The organism is Enterobacter sp. CPE_E890 (assembly GCF_046521475.1).
GTDB lineage: Bacteria > Pseudomonadota > Gammaproteobacteria > Enterobacterales > Enterobacteriaceae > Enterobacter > Enterobacter adelaidei.
Genome location: NZ_JBKFZW010000001.1, coordinates 171,743 through 188,767, shown reverse-complemented (window position 1 = coordinate 188,767; position 17,025 = coordinate 171,743). Strand labels below are relative to the sequence as shown.

The 17,025-nt window shown below is 54.3% G+C and carries 13 protein-coding genes and 2 pseudogenes; 9 read left to right on the top strand and 6 right to left on the bottom strand.

What is annotated here, in order from left to right:
- Window positions 1–34: 34 nt before the first annotated feature.
- From yiaY to ACLHV9_RS00905, 6 genes are all read right to left on the bottom strand, one after another.
- Window positions 35–1,186 (bottom strand): L-threonine dehydrogenase, encoded by a 1,152-nt coding sequence (yiaY, locus tag ACLHV9_RS00930; protein WP_407220060.1) that lies wholly within the window; start codon window positions 1,184–1,186, stop codon window positions 35–37.
- A gap of 179 nt (window positions 1,187–1,365) precedes the next feature.
- The gene (gene selB / locus ACLHV9_RS00925; RefSeq protein WP_407220059.1) at window positions 1,366–3,210 is read right to left on the bottom strand and encodes a selenocysteine-specific translation elongation factor; all 1,845 of its coding nucleotides are present in this window, start codon (window positions 3,208–3,210) and stop codon (window positions 1,366–1,368) included.
- Window positions 3,207–4,592, bottom strand: a complete 1,386-nt coding sequence (selA, locus tag ACLHV9_RS00920; RefSeq protein ID WP_407220057.1) for an L-seryl-tRNA(Sec) selenium transferase — start codon at window positions 4,590–4,592, stop codon at window positions 3,207–3,209. Before selA ends, selB begins: the two co-directional genes overlap by 4 nt.
- 103 nt (window positions 4,593–4,695) lie before the next feature.
- Window positions 4,696–5,304 (bottom strand): glutathione S-transferase, encoded by a 609-nt coding sequence (locus ACLHV9_RS00915; RefSeq protein WP_028018226.1) that lies wholly within the window; start codon window positions 5,302–5,304, stop codon window positions 4,696–4,698.
- A gap of 90 nt (window positions 5,305–5,394) precedes the next feature.
- Window positions 5,395–6,531, bottom strand: coding sequence for an HlyD family secretion protein (locus ACLHV9_RS00910; RefSeq protein WP_028018225.1), 1,137 nt, complete (start codon window positions 6,529–6,531; stop codon window positions 5,395–5,397).
- Window positions 6,532–6,533: 2 nt separating this feature from the next.
- On the bottom strand, window positions 6,534–6,890 hold the full coding sequence (locus ACLHV9_RS00905) for a DUF3302 domain-containing protein (RefSeq protein ID WP_028018224.1): 357 nt from the start codon (window positions 6,888–6,890) through the stop codon (window positions 6,534–6,536).
- 657 nt (window positions 6,891–7,547) lie between these two features.
- Here ACLHV9_RS00905 and ACLHV9_RS00900 point away from each other — a divergent pair.
- The 9 genes and pseudogenes from ACLHV9_RS00900 to lldD all read left to right on the top strand — a co-directional run bounded on the left by ACLHV9_RS00900 (window position 7,548) and on the right by lldD (window position 16,936).
- A complete protein-coding gene (locus tag ACLHV9_RS00900) occupies window positions 7,548–9,455 on the top strand; it encodes a PTS mannitol transporter subunit IICBA (RefSeq protein WP_028018223.1) in 1,908 nt (635 codons plus the stop codon).
- A 109-nt stretch (window positions 9,456–9,564) separates the two neighbouring features.
- Entirely contained in the window at window positions 9,565–10,713 is a 1,149-nt protein-coding gene (gene mtlD, locus ACLHV9_RS00895; RefSeq protein WP_108089335.1) for a mannitol-1-phosphate 5-dehydrogenase, read from the top strand.
- Window positions 10,710–11,300: a mannitol operon repressor MtlR gene (gene mtlR, locus ACLHV9_RS00890; protein WP_028018221.1), complete on the top strand. Its 591-nt coding sequence runs from the start codon at window positions 10,710–10,712 to the stop codon at window positions 11,298–11,300. Before mtlD ends, mtlR begins: the two co-directional genes overlap by 4 nt.
- A gap of 58 nt (window positions 11,301–11,358) precedes the next feature.
- Window positions 11,359–11,721, top strand: a complete 363-nt coding sequence (locus ACLHV9_RS00885; protein ID WP_024906604.1) for a YibL family ribosome-associated protein — start codon at window positions 11,359–11,361, stop codon at window positions 11,719–11,721.
- 278 nt (window positions 11,722–11,999) lie between these two features.
- Window positions 12,000–12,821: pseudogene (locus ACLHV9_RS00880) on the top strand (lactate permease LctP family transporter); the annotation flags it as partial.
- 67 nt (window positions 12,822–12,888) lie between these two features.
- Window positions 12,889–13,893, top strand: a complete 1,005-nt coding sequence (locus ACLHV9_RS00875) for an IS110-like element IS5075 family transposase (protein WP_000427614.1) — start codon at window positions 12,889–12,891, stop codon at window positions 13,891–13,893.
- Window positions 13,894–14,148: 255 nt separating this feature from the next.
- Window positions 14,149–14,982 (top strand): annotated as a pseudogene (locus ACLHV9_RS00870) (lactate permease LctP family transporter); the annotation flags it as partial.
- Window positions 14,979–15,752 (top strand): transcriptional regulator LldR, encoded by a 774-nt coding sequence (lldR, locus tag ACLHV9_RS00865; RefSeq protein WP_028017883.1) that lies wholly within the window; start codon window positions 14,979–14,981, stop codon window positions 15,750–15,752. The pseudogene ACLHV9_RS00870 and the gene lldR, both read left to right, overlap by 4 nt.
- A complete protein-coding gene (lldD, locus tag ACLHV9_RS00860) occupies window positions 15,749–16,936 on the top strand; it encodes an FMN-dependent L-lactate dehydrogenase LldD (protein ID WP_108089330.1) in 1,188 nt (395 codons plus the stop codon). The genes lldR and lldD overlap by 4 nt, the downstream gene beginning before the upstream one ends.
- Window positions 16,937–17,025 lie beyond the last annotated feature (89 nt).

Genomic DNA, 17,025 nt, shown 5'->3' with positions numbered 1-17,025 from the left:
TTCTCGCCAGCCGGTGACGGGTTTACGACAAGGGTCACATCGCGGCGCGGTAAATTTCCATTATCTCTTCATAGGTCGCCTGAACCGGGTTGGTGAACCCACAGGCATCCTTCAGCGCATTGGTTGCCAGGACCGGAATATCTTCCTCTTTGACGTTCAGTTCGCGAAGGCCCGCCGGGATATTGACCTTGCGGGCCAGCGCACGGATCTCAACGATGCAGGCCTGGGCTCCCTGCATGTCGGTCATCTCACTCACATTCACGCCCATGGCTTTTGCACAGTCGCGCAGACGCCCCGCCGCAGCCTTGCTGTTAAACACCTGAACGTGTGGAAGCAGTACAGCATTACAGACGCCATGCGGCAGATCGTAGAAGCCACCCAACTGATGCGCCATCGCGTGTACATAGCCTAGTGAAGCATTGTTAAACGCCATTCCAGCGAGGAATTGTGCATAGGCCATCGCTTCACGCGCCTGAGCGTTACTGCCATCTTCAACGGCATGTACCAGGTTTTCACTAATCATCGTCACCGCTTTCAGCGCGCAGGCATCGGTAATAGGTGTGGCCGCCACAGACACATACGCTTCAATCGCATGCGTCAGGGCATCCATACCGGTTGCCGCTGTCAGTGAGGGTGGCATTCCTGACATGAGCGAGGAATCGTTAACGGACAGTACTGGCGTAACGTGCTTATCCACTATCGCCATTTTAATATGACGCGTCTCATCAGTAATAATACAGAAACGCGTCATTTCCGAAGCCGTACCCGCGGTAGTATTAATAGCAATCATCGGCAATTGTGGTTTTGCAGAGCGATCGACACCTTCATAATCACGAATATCACCGCCGTTCACTGCCACCAGCGCAATACCTTTTGCACAATCGTGAGGTGAACCACCACCCAGTGAAATAATACAGTCACACTGATTTGCTTTTAATATTTCCAGACCTGCCGCCACATTTGCTGTCGTCGGATTAGGGTGCGTGCCGTCATACACAACGCTGGAAATATCACGTTCTTTCAGAGCATGTTGAATACTGGCGACCATACCCAGCTTGCTCAGCATGGTATCGGTGACAATCAGCGCGCGGCGCCAGCCGTAGTCGCGCATGGTATCCATTGCGGTGTTTAATGAATCAGAACCAATAATATTCACGGAAGGAATATAAAATACAGATGCAGCCATGATATTTCCTCAAAAAGATAAAAATTGTCTGCAGCATAAGGTAAAAATTACGCAAAAAACATGATCAAAAATATGATTTTGCGAAGACCTTCGCAGGTTGAATAAATTTAACCCTGCGAAGGTGTGAATTAATATTTAAATCTCTTTCTATCTATTCTATTTTTGTATTAATTCCTGTTTTATGTTTGCGGAAATAATAGTGAATCGCGTAATAAATGATCATTTCCGCGACGGCGGGTAAACCCGATACGGTTGAAATATTCCAGGATCTGGATCGCCAGCTTGCGGCCAACATTCAAACGGTCGCGGAAATCGGCTGCACAGGTAGAGCCTCGTTCCTGATCCAGCTCACGGATCAGGTTGGCAAACGCAACAATGCGATCGTTACGGTAATAACGATCTTTCACGATCGCGACGATAAGCCCCTGCTGCGCCGCATGGCGCAATACCTGGCGCATCACTTGCTCGTCAGTATTCGTTTGGCGGGCCAGATCGCGAACCCACCATGGCTCATCGCCAAACAGTGATGCCACTTTTTGCCATACTGCCTCTTGCTCAGCGGTAAACCCGGCTTTGTGATCCGGCAGATGCAGCCAACCGTGGTGACTTTTAATCGCCCCCGTTTCGCGCATATTTTCAATCAACAGCAGCACCAGAGCATCGTCTTCCATCGGCAGCGCCATGCGGCGCAGACGCTCGCGGCCGGGGCCCGGTTCATCCTGATGCTGTTCATGGTAAGTCGCAAGCGTGTTCAATATTTTACGCTGCCAGTGCGCCGCCACCGGGGCATTCAGCAGGCTGTTGCCAGCCTGAATAAAGCCCGGCTCCTGGGTCAGCTGACGTAAACCTTCCTCACTCAACTGGCGAGCCCATGCAAAGTCAGCAAGATTCACCGCACCGCGCTCGAGATGAACCAGCAGCGCTGTTTTATCATCCGTCGCCTGCGCCAGAGCAGACAGCCATTGCAGATACTCAGGTTTACGCTTGCCACGTCGCGGTGAGTGAAGTGTCACCACTCGCGCCCCGGCCAGCGTTTCCCGCGCTGAAATATCGCGCAGAACAAGACGGTCATTATCTGCAAGCCAGAGTGGTGAATCAAAAACCAGCTCGGCAAGGTCGTTTTCCAGCAGCGAGATGCGTCCGGTAATATGGCTGGCCGCGTGATGAATATGCAGCGGTTGCCATTGGGTCAGGGGCACGTTTGTCTGCAGGGAGACGATCACGCGCTCAGACGGTTCTGGAGGGGTATCAGCCAACAGCCTGTCACCACGGTTAAGCTGGTCTTTTTCCGCATCACCGGCAATATTGAGTGCGATTCGCTGCCCGGCATGAGCATGCTCTACGGGCTGGTTTTGCGCATGTAAACCGCGCACACGCATCGGTTTGTTAACGCCCGTCAGCCATAAACTGTCACCCACTCTCACTTCGCCGCTTAGCGCCGTACCCGTGACGACCAGACCCGCACCTTTAACGGTAAACGCCCGGTCAATCGCCAGACGGAAACGATGATGGCTGGCGTGGTCGCGCGACGACAATTGCTGCAAATGGCGGCGAAGATCGTCGATACCACGACCTTCAGTCGCTACGGTGACAAAAAGCGGCGCATCCGCAAAACCATATTCCCGTAGGGTCGCCTGTACCGTTTCACGCACCTCACTGATGCGCGCCTCATCCACGCGATCGGCTTTGGTCAGCGCAACGGTTAGCTGCGGGTTGCCCGTCAGTTGCAGGATCGCCAGATGCTCGCGCGTTTGCGCCATCACGCCATCATCGCAGGCCACCACCAGCAGGGCATGATCGATCCCCCCCACGCCCGCCAGCATATTGGACAGAAACTTTTCATGCCCCGGAACATCAATAAAGCCCAACACGCGACCATCAGGCTGCGGCCAGTAGGCATAGCCCAGATCGATGGTCATGCCGCGCTTTTTCTCTTCCGGAAGACGATCGGCATTTACGCCCGTAATCGCCTGCAATAACGTGGTTTTTCCGTGGTCGACGTGACCGGCGGTGGCAATAATCATTTCAACAACATCTCCAGAAATCGCTCTTCATCTTCAAGGCAGCGTAGATCCAGCCACATTCTGCCGTCGTAAATCCGCCCGATAACCGGCGTCGGCAACGCGCGCCAGCGCGACGACAGGGTTTCAAGGTGGCTACCGCGCCCGTCACGCGGGGTGAACGTGAGCGCTTCACTCGGCAGTCTGTCCACTGGCAGTGAACCGCTGCCAATCTGCGACTGGCAGGGTTCAATGCGAACGTCAAAATCAGGGTAATGAGGGGCAACTCGGGGTAGCAGCAATTCACCCTGTGCACGAATTGAAGCGGCATCCCGGGTTAGCAAACGCAGCGTGGGCAGGCGGTCAGCCAGTTTCTCCGGATGCAGATAGAGCCGCAATGTCGCTTCCAGTGCCGCGAGCGTCATTTTATCCGCGCGCAGGGCTCGCTTGAGCGGATGCTGCTGCAACTGCGCAATCAGCTCACGCTTACCCACTATTATCCCCGCCTGAGGCCCCCCCAGCAGTTTGTCGCCGGAAAAGCTCACCAGGCTAACACCCGCCGCAATCATCTCTTGTGGCATCGGCTCTTTTGGCAAACCGTACTGGCTGAGATCGACCAGGGAACCACTACCGAGATCGGCAATCACCGGTATATTCAGCTCGCGTCCAATCGCTGCCAGCTCAGCTTCTTCAACGGTTTTGGTGAAACCTTCAATATGGTAATTGCTGGTATGAACCTTCATCAGCAGGGCGGTATTTTCATTCACCGCCGCGCGATAATCTTTCGCATGAGTGCGGTTAGTGGTGCCCACTTCATGCAGCGAACAGCCCGCCTGACGCATCACGTCCGGAATGCGAAACGCGCCGCCAATCTCAACCAGCTCACCGCGGGAAACCACCACCTCTCTGCCGCTAGCGGTGGCCGCCAGCATCAGCAGCACCGCGGCGGCGTTGTTATTCACAACGCAGGCATCTTCCGCGCCGGTCAGCTGGCAGAGAAGGTCCGCCAGTGCCTGGTCACGATGTCCGCGCCCTGCACCGTCCAGATCGTACTCCAGCGTCACAGGCATTCGCATGGCCTGCGCGACCGCAGCAACCGCCTCTTCCGCCTGCTGCGCGCGCCCCAGGTTGGTGTGCAGTACCGTACCCGTCAGGTTAATCACCGGACGAAGTGCACTTTGCGTTTTCTCATCCAGCCGCTTTTCAACTTCCTGCTCCCACGCCGTGCACCAGTCGGGCAGAGTGTTTTCTGCCTGAATGTGGTGTCGGGCTTCATCCTGAAGCAACCGTAACATCTCAACCGTCGCGGTATGGCCGAAACGCTCAACAGCAGCATGAATGCGAGGCTCGCGAAGAAGACGGTCGGTAGCGGGAATTTGGCTGTACAGCGAATGATGAGTAGTCATGAAAGCGCCTGGCGAGTAAATATCATCCCCCCTCCCGACGGGAGAGGGAGTTAACATGTGGAGGGATTGTACCGCCTCCGGCAGCGAAGTGTTATAACCCGTATCAAGCCTTTGGCGGTTCGGTGCGGGCAAAACTCTCACGGCTAAACAGCGTTTCGGCAAGTTTTACCAGCAACGGGCGATCGACACACCAGCCAGGGGAAACATGACGGAAGTTGAGATAACCGATGGCGCAGGCGATCGCTATTGTCGCCAGATCCACTCTGTCAGGCTGGATTTTTCCCTCCTGGATGAGCTGCTCACACATATCCAGGCTGCGGCTGATTTTTTCACGCTGGCGTAGCAGTTCTGTTTCCGACTGTTGGGCGGCGGGTCTTGCCTGCTCGCGTACGGAAGTTAACGCCGCATCCATAATGCCATCGGCCAGGGCTTCAATTTGCTTCACAGCCAGCGCGGCTTTTGGGTCAGCCGGTAGCATTGCCGGGGCTACGCCCAGCAGCTCGATGTACTCCGCAATAATCGGGGAATCAAACCAGTATTCACCCTCGTTCGTCACCAGTGCCGGGACTTTACCTAGCGGGTTGTACTGCGCGACGCCGTTTTCGGCGTTGTAAGGCTGTTCATTGACGAATTCAAATTCAATCCCTTTCTCCAGCAGGAGAATAGAGATTTTTCGCACGAAGGGACTGGTGTAGCTACCGATGAGTTTCATTGCCTGATCCTTGATGCCGGAAAAAAATCAGTATGGATCAAGCGACGAAAAAAGGGCAGGTCTGCATGTCGCATTCCTGCCCTGAAAGGATTAGTGATCGAGGTAGAGGTAGTGCATCCAGCTGGTCATACGCAGCAGTACCTTACGCATCACCGAAACATGGGCGAAATGGTCCGAATAAACCGCCACCTGAGCATAAATACCGTCTGGCAGTGCATCGACATCGGCATTCGGGTCAAGCTCGATAGTACCCAGCACGCCATCCGTACCCGGAACCACCGTCAGAGACTGCAGCGCACCCTGAGCCTGATATGATCCACCCGGCACCACCGGCAGAATGCTGGTGAGCTTACCGGAGAAGACCTGACCCGGCAGCGCGTTGAACACCACTTCAGCTTCATCGCCCGGTTTCAGACGCAGCAGCGAGTTCTGACGGAACTGCGCCACAATCTGGCGTTTTTGTTCCGGGATAAAGACCATCACCGGGCGCAGAGGCAGCGCGGCGGCATACGTCCCCGGACGAATCAGTACCTGGGTGATATAGCCATTGCTTGGCGCACGCACTACGGTCTGTTCCAGGTTGTATTTGGCTTCGGCAAGCTGGGCGCGCAGAGAGGCAACCTGAGATTGCTCACCGTTAACCATGCTGTCTAACTGAGTCTGAATTTGCGTCTGTTCGGCGACAGAGCCTTTAACCAACGCGTCTTGTGCCAGATAGTTCTGGCGCGCATTGTCGATATCGCTTTCAGAGAACGGGTTAACCTTTGCCTGACTGCCTTTCAGGTAGCGCTGATAATCTTTATACAGACGATCGCGTTCCGCAGACACCCGCGTGGTGTTGGCTACCGCTTCCGACAGTTGTGCCTTAAGGTTGTCGATATTGTGCGTCGCAGTCACCAGGTCAGCCTGGAGTCTGTCTACACGCGCCTGGTAGCGGCCTGGATCAAGTTTAAATAACACTTCACCCTTTTTAATGAGCTGATTATTTTTATCAGTCACTTCACTGACCACCCCGGTAACCTGCGGCGTAATCGGAATAGAAATAACCGCCTTTTGAGCCGTAAAGGTATACGGGTGGTTATAGTTCATTAGCAGGATAAGTCCGGCGACAATAAATATCCCGCCTAATGTCGCGGTGGCGAGCGTCCACTGGTTAACGGGAATACGGAATATTTTAAAGATGGCCCAGGCAAATGCCACATAGGTCAGAACAATCAACAGATCCATGATTAGCGCTCCAGCGTGTTCTTATCAGCAGTGGGTTGTGCCGCTGCCAGCTTTTGTTCAAGCTCCGCCACGCGTTTAGTCAGTGCATCCATGCCCGGTACCTCATCAGGCTTCGAGATGTGGTTTTGCATCCCCCAGCCGCGATCTTCACGGTAAAGCGTGGCCCAGATCCACAGGAACGGCCATATAGCATGGAGCGTAAACAGGCTAATCCATCCTGCCGTATGAATCGCATCGGCATGGGGATGGTTACGTTTTTTGGCCATATTATACGGGATGTCATGAATGGCTATGACGCCGTAAAAAAGGACCAGGAATACGAAAATCAATACGCCCAGCGCAAAATAGTTGAGAAACATATTCTCCTCACTTAAACAACGTCAACTCATTAAATTAATAAAACGGTACGCAACCTAATTAATTTTTTATAGGAACAGTAATCACTTGCTATTTCAGCAGCCGGGGAGTATGGATTTTTATAATATCTCCATGCAAGTTTATAAACGTGTCAAAATATAACCTGAATAATAATAGACTTAACCTTACAATATGAGAGTAATCCACGTTTTAACTTTTCGCCATACCACATATGAAAAGTGGTTTTTTAGCTTTCTGTGTCGCCCCATGCCATCCTGACGCTAAATCGCAAGACAGAATTTGTTAAGGATCACAGCCGGAGAATTCTGCATAAAAATATTTTGTGAAATAAGTCACAATACAGAGACAAATCCGCCAGGATCAAATGTGACAAAAATCACAAAAAAGGGTCGTTTCTGCTCTATTTTTCGTCATCGTATTTTTTTTGCCCACTTACTTTGTGATTCAGATCACCACATTGATATCCACACCCCCTACATTTACGTGACACGCATCACACAAATTTTCGTCATCTGGACAGTTGAACGATTCAGTGCCAGATTTCACAGCATGAACAGGGCCCGGCTACCTCTGCCGCCTCACATTAACAATAAACCTCGGGCCGCAAGCCTAAGCGTAAACAGAAGAAGGGGTGTTTTATGTCATCCGATTTCAAGATCAAAGTACAAAGCTTTGGTCGTTTCCTCAGCAACATGGTGATGCCAAATATCGGCGCGTTTATCGCGTGGGGTATCATCACCGCATTGTTCATTCCGACAGGGTGGTTGCCTAACGAAACGCTGGCGAAACTTGTTGGCCCAATGATTACTTATCTGCTGCCGCTGCTCATCGGTTTCACCGGTGGTCGTCTGGTGGGCGGTGACCGTGGCGGTGTAGTGGGTGCAATCACAACCATGGGTGTGATTGTCGGTGCGGATATGCCAATGTTCCTGGGCGCAATGATTGCGGGTCCTCTGGGCGGTTGGGCAATCAAACACTTTGACTCCTGGGTAGACGGTAAGATTCGCTCTGGCTTCGAAATGCTGGTGAACAACTTCTCCGCAGGCATCATTGGTATGATCCTGGCGATTCTGGCGTTCCTCGGCATTGGCCCTGCGGTTGAAGTGCTGTCCAAAATTCTGGCAGCAGGCGTTAACTTCATGGTTGCGCACGACATGCTGCCGCTGGCGTCTATCTTTGTTGAACCGGCGAAAATCCTGTTCCTCAACAACGCCATCAACCACGGTATCTTCTCACCGCTGGGTATTCAGCAGTCTCATGAGCTTGGCAAATCCATCTTCTTCCTGATTGAAGCGAACCCGGGCCCGGGTATGGGTGTTCTGCTGGCGTACATGTTCTTTGGTCGCGGTAGCGCGAAGCAGTCTGCGGGCGGTGCGGCTATCATTCACTTCCTGGGTGGTATCCACGAAATTTACTTCCCGTACGTGCTGATGAATCCGCGTCTGATCCTGGCCGTTATCCTCGGCGGTATGACCGGTGTGTTCACACTGAGCGTGCTGGGCGGTGGTCTGGTTTCTCCGGCGTCTCCGGGTTCTATCCTGGCGGTACTGGCGATGACGCCAAAAGGGGCTTACTTCGCAAACATCGCGGCTATCTGTGCAGCAATGGCGGTCTCCTTCGTGGTCTCTTCTATCCTGCTGAAAACCAGCAAAGTGAAAGAAGATGATGATATCGAAGCGGCTACCCGTCGTATGCACGACATGAAAGCGGAATCCAAAGGTGCTACACCGCTGGCGGCTGGTGATGTCTCTAACGACCTGAGCCACGTGCGTAAAATCATCGTTGCCTGTGACGCCGGTATGGGTTCCAGCGCAATGGGTGCAGGTGTGCTGCGTAAAAAAGTGCAGGATGCGGGTCTGACTAACATCTCTGTGACCAACAGCGCCATCAACAGTCTGCCACCGGATGTGGACCTGGTTATCACGCACCGCGATCTGACCGAACGCGCCATGCGTCAGGTTCCGCAGGCACAGCATATTTCGCTGACCAACTTCCTCGACAGCGGCCTGTACACCAGCCTGACCGAGCGTCTGGTTGCCGCGCAGCGTCACGAAGACAACGAAGTGAAAGTGCGCTCCAGCCTGCAGGACAGTTTCGACGAGAGCAACGCCCACCTGTTCAAACTGGGTGCGGAGAACATCTTCCTCGGTCGTACTGCTGCTACCAAAGAAGAGGCGATTCGCTTTGCCGGTGAGCAACTGGTGAAAGGTGGCTACGTTCAACCTGAATACGTTGATGCGATGCTGGAACGTGAAAAACTGACGCCAACATACCTGGGTGAATCCATCGCGGTTCCGCACGGTACGGTTGAAGCGAAAGATCGCGTGCTGAAAACCGGCGTCGTATTCTGTCAGTATCCGCAGGGTGTGCGCTTCGGTGAAGAAGAAGACGACATCGCCCGTCTGGTGATTGGTATCGCCGCTCGCAATAACGAGCACATTCAGGTGATTACCAGCCTGACTAACGCCCTGGATGATGAGTCTGTCATTGAGCGTCTGGCCAGCACCACCAGCGTGGAAGAAGTACTGGCGCTGCTGAACAAGTAAGCCCATTTCCGCCCTCTCCCCACAGGGGAGAGGGCTAGGGTGAGGGGAAAGTTATGCGGTTCCTCACCCCAGCCCTCTCGGGTAAAAAACATTGATGAAGGTTAACACTATGAAAGCATTACATTTTGGCGCAGGTAATATCGGTCGTGGCTTTATCGGCAAACTGCTGGCAGACGCGGGCATTACGCTGACATTCGCCGATGTGAACCAGGTGGTGCTAGACGCCCTGAATGCCCGTCATAGCTACCAGGTACACGTGGTTGGAGAAAACGAGCAGGTTGAAACGGTTTCAGGTGTGAATGCCGTAAGCAGCATTGGCGACGACGTTATCGACCTGATCGCCAGCGTCGATCTGGTGACCACCGCCGTGGGTCCGGTCGTGCTTGAGCGTATCGCTCCTGCAGTGGCGAAAGGCCTCGCAAAACGTAAAGCGCAGAACATTGATACCCCGCTGAACATCATCGCCTGTGAAAACATGGTGCGCGGCACCACGCAGTTGAAAGGCCATGTGCTCGCCGCTGTTGCCGACGAAGATAAAGCCTGGGTTGAAGCGCACGTGGGGTTTGTTGATTCCGCCGTTGACCGTATCGTCCCGCCGTCTGAATCCGCCACCCACGACCCGCTGGAAGTGACCGTTGAAACCTTCAGCGAGTGGATCGTCGATAAAACGCAGTTTAAAGGCACGCTGCCAACCATCCCGGGGATGGAATTAACTGATAACCTGATGGCATTTGTCGAACGCAAACTCTTCACGCTGAACACCGGGCATGCTATAACCGCGTACCTCGGAAAATTGGCCGGTCATCAGACCATCCGTGACGCGATTCTCGATGAGAACATCCGCGCTGTGGTAAAAGGGGCAATGGAAGAGAGCGGCGCGGTGCTGATCAAACGCTACGGTTTTGATGCTGATAAACACGCAGCATACATCCAGAAAATCCTCGGTCGTTTTGAAAACCCGTATCTGAAAGATGACGTTGAGCGCGTTGGCCGTCAGCCCCTGCGCAAGCTGAGCGCGGGCGATCGCCTGATTAAACCGCTGCTGGGCACGCTGGAATACGGTCTGCCGCACGCCAACCTGGTGAAAGGGATTGCCGCCGCAATGCACTACCGCAGCGAGCAGGATCCGCAGGCGCAGGAACTGGCTCAATTGATTAATGATAAAGGCGCGCAGGCTGCGCTGGCGCAGATTTCAGGTCTGGACGCCAACAGCGACGTGGTTGTGGAGGCGGTTAACGCATATAACGCAACCAAATGATGCAGAGTGTGGCGCAGGTAACCCTGCGCCCTGATTACAGATTGTCAGATATGCAGGCAATAATGGAACAAACCCAGGCCTTTGAAAATCGTGTGCTTGAGCGTCTGAATGCTGGCAAAACCGTACGAAGTTTCCTGATTGCCGCCGTCGAGTTGCTAACCGAGGCGGTGAATATCCTGGTGCTTCAGGTGTTTCGCAAAGACGACTACGCGGTAAAATATGCTGTAGAACCGTTACTGGACGGAGACGGCCCGCTGGGCGATCTCTCAGTGCGTCTGAAGCTGATTTATGGCCTTGGTGTGCTGAGCAGGCCAGAGTATGAAGACGCTGAGCTGTTGATGGCGCTGCGCGAAGAGTTAAATCATGACGGTAATGAGTACACCTTTACCGATGATGAGATCCTTGGACCTTTCGGCGAGTTGCATTGCGTCACCGCCCTTCCCCCGGCACCTCAGTTTGATAACAGCGATCCTGAGCTATACGCGATGCAAAAGCTGCGTTATCAACAGGTTGTTCGCTCCACAATGGTCCTCTCCCTGACTGAGCTGATTTCCCGAATCAGCTTAAAAAAAGCGTTTCAGAAGTAAGCCTGCTCACATTGGTGTATCCTTCCCTGTAAATTCCCCGTTTTCAGAGTTATTTGTCATGAAAGAAGTCGAAAAGAACGAAATTAAACGCCTGAGCGACCGTCTGGATCTGATCCGCCACCAGATGGCTGGCCTGTCACTGGTCGATTCCGCCGAGAAGTACGCTGAGCTGGAAAAAGAGGTCGCCACGCTGGAAACCGAAATCGAGCGCCTGCGCGAAGTCAAAGGCCAGAAGCTGAGCAAAGAAGCGCAGAAGCTGATGAACATGCCGCACCGCCGTGCGATCACCAAAAAAGAGCAGGCCGACATGGGCAAGCTGAAGAAAAGCGTTCGTGGTCTGGTGGTGGTGCACCCAATGACCGAGCTGGGCCGTGAAATGGGCCTGAAAGAGATGACGGGTTTTTGTAAGACCGCGTTCTGATCATTCCCCCTCTCCCACAGGGAGAGGGCCGGGGTGAGGGCAACAGACCTTACCCCACTCAAATTGGCCCAACCAATCCCCTGTTTCTTTCTTCCCCGCTTCACAAATCCATCATTTCTGCTCACAAAACCATTGCTAGCTCATAACATCTGGTTAACCATTCATTGTCATTAACCCTACAACACAACATTGGCAGGACCACTTTTACACAACCTGTGACGCAGAGTTGAGCGGAGACTCACCCGCAGCGCAGGCTGTCTGGTCCCCAGGAGACCTGCATGAGCCTCTGGCAACAAAACTACGACCCGGCCGGAAATATCTGGCTGTCGAGCCTGATCGCATCGCTTCCGATCCTGTTCTTCTTCTTTGCGCTGATTAAGCTCAAGCTGAAGGGCTACCTCGCCGCGACGTATACCGTTGCTATCGCGCTGATGGTGGCGCTGTTCTTCTATAAAATGCCGGTCGATCGCGCACTGGCCTCTGTCGTCTACGGTTTCTTCTACGGCCTGTGGCCGATTGCGTGGATCATCATCGCCGCGGTCTTTGTCTATAAAATCTCGGTGAAAACCGGGCAGTTCGACATCATTCGCTCGTCAATCCTCTCCATCACGCCGGACCAGCGCCTGCAGATGCTGATTGTCGGCTTCTCCTTTGGGGCGTTCCTGGAAGGGGCAGCAGGTTTTGGCGCACCGGTGGCGATCACCGCCGCGCTGCTGGTCGGTCTGGGCTTTAACCCGCTGTATGCCGCGGGTCTGTGCCTGATTGTGAACACCGCCCCCGTCGCGTTTGGTGCGATGGGCATTCCAATTCTGGTGGCCGGACAGGTCACCGGGCTGGACAGCTTCGAGATTGGCCAGATGGTGGGCCGCCAACTGCCGTTCCTGACCATTATCGTGCTGTTCTGGATCATGGCGATTATGGACGGCTGGCGCGGCGTGAAGGAGACCTGGCCTGCGGTGATGGTGGCAGGTGGTTCGTTCGCCATCGCCCAGTATCTCAGCTCCAACTTCCTCGGCCCTGAACTGCCGGACATTATCTCTTCGCTGGTTTCGCTGGTTTGTCTGACGCTGTTCCTGAAGCGCTGGCAGCCGGTACGTATTTAATGAGATGGTCACTCCCTCCTTCCCAGTACTATGCTGAGGACAGGCTTTCATTCGGAGAACCATCATGGAAAACATTGCGCTTATTGGTATCGATCTGGGTAAGAACTCTTTCCATATTCATTGTCAGGATCATCGTGGGAAGGCCGTTTACCGTAAAAAATTCACCCGACCAAAGCTAATCGAATTTCTGGCGACATGCCCGGCAACAACCATCGCGATGGAAGCCTGTGGCGGTTCTCACTTTATGGCACGCAAGCTGGCAGAGTTAGGGCATTTTCCAAAGCTGATATCACCGCAATTTGTCCGCCCATTCGTTAAAAGCAACAAAAATGACTTCGTTGATGCTGAAGCTATCTGTGAAGCAGCATCACGTCCATCTATGCGTTTCGTGCAGCCCAGAACCGAATCTCAGCAGGCAATGCGAGCTCTGCATCGTGTCCGTGAATCCCTGGTTCAGGATAAGGTGAAAACAACTAATCAGATGCATGCTTTTCTGCTGGAATTTGGTATCAGCGTTCCGCGAGGTGCTGCCGTTATTAGTCGACTGAGTACCCTTCTTGAGGACAGTAGTTTGCCTCTTTATCTCAGCCAGTTACTGCTGAAATTACAACAGCATTATCACTATCTTGTTGAGCAGATTAAAGATCTGGAATCTCAGTTGAAACGAAAGTTGGACGAAGATGAGGTTGGACAGCGCTTGCTGAGTATTCCCTGCGTTGGAACGCTGACTGCCAGTACTATTTCAACTGAGATTGGCGACGGGAAGCAGTACGCCAGCAGCCGTGACTTTGCGGCGGCAACAGGGCTGGTACCCCGACAGTACAGCACGGGAGGTCGGACGACATTGTTAGGGATTAGCAAGCGGGGCAACAAAAAGATCCGAACTTTGTTGGTTCAGTGTGCCAGGGTATTCATACAAAAACTGGAACACCAGTCTGGCAAGTTGGCCGACTGGGTCAGGGAGTTGTTGTGTCGGAAAAGCAACTTTGTCGTCACCTGTGCTCTGGCAAACAAGCTGGCCAGAATAGCCTGGGCACTGACGGCGCGACAGCAAACTTACGAAGCATAAAGGCAGAAATACACCAGTTTAAACAATCATTCATCTGGTTTTGCGAATACTGATATTGATGATACTAACGGCCCACCGGCCTGTTGAGGAACCTGTAAAACGGAAAGGCTCATTGAAGCCGTATATTTTCTGGAGGTTCATCAGGCGCGGAACTCATCGAGGCGCGGGAATAAAATCCCATTCAGACGCCGGATAGATTCAAGCAAGCCAACTTGTCGTCAAAATCGGTGTTGCAAAAACGGGAGTGACCATAGATTCCGTTTTGCCGATATGGGCGCCTCTCAGGTCGATCAAACCCTGGCGCGTACAGGCTATACGGCAGGACAGGTGATCCGTGCCTGGTCGCCGTTCCTGTTCCTGACCGCAACGGTAACGCTGTGGAGCATCCCACCGTTTAAAGCCCTCTTCGCACCGGGTGGCGCACTGTACGACATGGTGATTAACATCTCCGTACCGTTCCTCGACAAGATGGTCGCCCGTATGCCGCCGGTGGTCCACGCCGCAACGCCGTATGCCGCGGTATACAAATTCGACTGGTTCTCCGCGACCGGTACGGCGATTCTGTTTGCCGCTATCCTTTCTGTTGTATGGCTGCGCATGAAGCCTATCGCTGCAGTACAGACCTTTGCGGCGACCATTAAAGAGCTGATGCTGCCGATTTACTCCATCGGCATGGTGCTGGCGTTCGCGTTTATCTCGAATTACTCCGGCCTGTCATCGACGCTGGCGCTGGCGCTGGCCCATACCAGCCACGCCTTCACCTTCTTCTCGCCGTTCCTCGGCTGGCTGGGGGTGTTCCTGACCGGTTCAGATACCTCGTCTAACGCCCTGTTTGCTGCTCTGCAGGCAACGGCGGCCCAACAGATTGGTGTGTCAGATGTCCTTCTGGTGGCAGCTAACACCACTGGCGGCGTGACCGGGAAAATGATCTCCCCGCAATCTATCGCCATTGCCTGTGCTGCGGTGGGACTGGTGGGTAGAGAGTCGGACCTGTTCCGCTTTACCGTGAAACACAGCCTGATATTCACCTGCATGGTCGGGGTGATCACCACCCTGCAGGCCTATGTCTTAACCTGGATGATTCCATGATAGTGATGCCCAGACGCCTGTCCGACGAGATAGCCTCTCGCGTGCGGGCGCTGATTGAAGAACAACAGCTGGAAGCGGGCATGAAATTGCCCGCCGAACGCCAGCTCGCCGCCCAGCTTGGTGTATCACGTAATTCGCTGCGTGAGGCACTGGCAACACTGGTCAGCGAAGGGGTACTGGTAAGCCGCCGCGGTGGTGGCACGTTTGTCCGCTGGCAGCATGATGACTGGTCTGAGCAAAACATCGTTCAGCCACTGAAAACGCTGATGGAGAACGACCCGGACTACAGCTTCGACATCCTTGAAGCGCGTCACGCCATCGAAACCAGTACCGCCTGGCATGCAGCCATGCGGGCAACCGAGGCCGATAAAGAGAAGCTAAGAGCCTGTTTTGAGGCCACGCAAAGCAGTGACCCGGATATCGCCTCCCAGGCGGACGTGCGCTTTCACCTGGCGATTGCCGAGGCATCACACAACGTGGTTCTGCTGCAGACCATGCGCGGTTTCTTCGACTTGCTGCAATCCTCCGTGAAGCAGAGCCGCCAGCGTATGTATCTGGTTCCGCCGGTGTTTGCCCAGCTGACCGAACAACACGAGGCGGTGCTCAACGCCATTCTGGCCGGTGATGCCGAGGCCGCGCGCAAAGCGATGATGGCGCATCTGGGCTTCGTACACACCACCATTAAACGATTCGATGAAGATCAGGCCCGACAGGCGCGTATTACCCGTCTGCCTGGCGACAGTGATATTTCCAGGGAGAACAAAGCATGATTATTTCAGCAGCCAGTGACTATCGCGCCGCGGCGCAGCGCATTTTGCCACCTTTCCTGTTTCACTATATCGACGGCGGGGCCTATGCCGAGCACACCCTGCGTCGCAACGTGGAAGACCTGTCGGAAGTGGCTCTGCGCCAGCGCGTGCTGAAGAATATGTCTGACCTGAGCCTTGAGACGAAATTGTTCAATGAAACGCTCTCCATGCCGGTCGCCCTCGCCCCCGTAGGCCTGTGCGGCATGTACGCCCGTCGTGGCGAAGTACAGGCGGCCGCGGCCGCGGATGCCAAAGGTATTCCGTTTACCCTCTCCACCGTTTCCGTCTGCCCGATTGAAGAAGTCGCTCCAACCATCAAGCGCCCGATGTGGTTCCAGCTGTACGTTCTGCGCGATCGCGGGTTTATGCGTAATGCGCTGGAGCGTGCCAAAGCGGCGGGCTGCTCAACGCTGGTCTTTACCGTCGATATGCCAACCCCCGGCGCACGCTACCGTGATGCTCACTCAGGCATGAGCGGCCCGAATGCCGCCCTGCGCCGTTACTGGCAGGCGGTGACGCATCCGCAATGGGCCTGGGATGTCGGTCTGAACGGCCGTCCACACGATCTGGGCAACATCTCGGCTTACCTTGGTAAACCTACCGGGCTGGAAGATTACATCGGCTGGCTGGCAAATAACTTCGACCCGTCCATCTCCTGGAAAGACCTGGAGTGGATCCGCGATTTCTGGGACGGCCCGATGGTGATCAAAGGGATCCTCGACCCGGAAGATGCCCGCGACGCGGTACGCTTTGGCGCTGACGGGATTGTGGTTTCTAACCACGGCGGACGCCAGCTTGACGGTGTGCTCTCTTCCGCACGAGCCCTGCCTGCCATTGCCGATGCAGTGAAAGGCGACATCGCTATCCTGGCCGACAGCGGCATCCGCAGCGGGCTGGACGTGGTGCGTATGATCGCGCTGGGCGCTGACAGCGTACTGCTGGGGCGTGCGTATCTGTATGCGCTGGCGACGGCGGGCCATGCGGGTGTGGCAAACCTGCTGAACCTGATCGAAAAAGAGATGAAGGTGGCGATGACGTTAACTGGCGCGAAAACGATTAGTGAAATCAGTAAGGATTCCCTGGTGCAGGAGTTAAGCAAATTACCGGCGGCGCTGGCTCCGCTTGCTCAGGGAAACGCAGCCTGAGTCTTCCCCATTAACACCTCTTTTTCACGCGCCCGATTCCCCCTCGGGCGCTTTTTTATGCCAAAAATAACATCCAGATAACATATTGG

Bases quoted from the DNA above. Each gene is read 5' to 3' on its own strand.
- ACLHV9_RS00910 (WP_028018225.1), bottom strand. From the start codon at position 6,531: ATGGATCTGTTGATTGTTCTGACCTATGTGGCATTTGCCTGGGCCATC.
- mtlD (WP_108089335.1), top strand. From the start codon at position 9,565: ATGAAAGCATTACATTTTGGCGCAGGTAATATCGGTCGTGGCTTTATC.
- ACLHV9_RS00875 (WP_000427614.1), top strand. From the start codon at position 12,889: ATGGAAAACATTGCGCTTATTGGTATCGATCTGGGTAAGAACTCTTTC.
- ACLHV9_RS00885 (WP_024906604.1), top strand. From the start codon at position 11,359: ATGAAAGAAGTCGAAAAGAACGAAATTAAACGCCTGAGCGACCGTCTG.
- mtlR (WP_028018221.1), top strand. From the start codon at position 10,710: ATGATGCAGAGTGTGGCGCAGGTAACCCTGCGCCCTGATTACAGATTG.
- selA (WP_407220057.1), bottom strand. From the start codon at position 4,592: ATGACTACTCATCATTCGCTGTACAGCCAAATTCCCGCTACCGACCGT.
- lldR (WP_028017883.1), top strand. From the start codon at position 14,979: ATGATAGTGATGCCCAGACGCCTGTCCGACGAGATAGCCTCTCGCGTG.
- ACLHV9_RS00905 (WP_028018224.1), bottom strand. From the start codon at position 6,890: ATGTTTCTCAACTATTTTGCGCTGGGCGTATTGATTTTCGTATTCCTG.
- ACLHV9_RS00900 (WP_028018223.1), top strand. From the start codon at position 7,548: ATGTCATCCGATTTCAAGATCAAAGTACAAAGCTTTGGTCGTTTCCTC.
- yiaY (WP_407220060.1), bottom strand. From the start codon at position 1,186: ATGGCTGCATCTGTATTTTATATTCCTTCCGTGAATATTATTGGTTCT.
- ACLHV9_RS00915 (WP_028018226.1), bottom strand. From the start codon at position 5,304: ATGAAACTCATCGGTAGCTACACCAGTCCCTTCGTGCGAAAAATCTCT.
- selB (WP_407220059.1), bottom strand. From the start codon at position 3,210: ATGATTATTGCCACCGCCGGTCACGTCGACCACGGAAAAACCACGTTA.
- lldD (WP_108089330.1), top strand. From the start codon at position 15,749: ATGATTATTTCAGCAGCCAGTGACTATCGCGCCGCGGCGCAGCGCATT.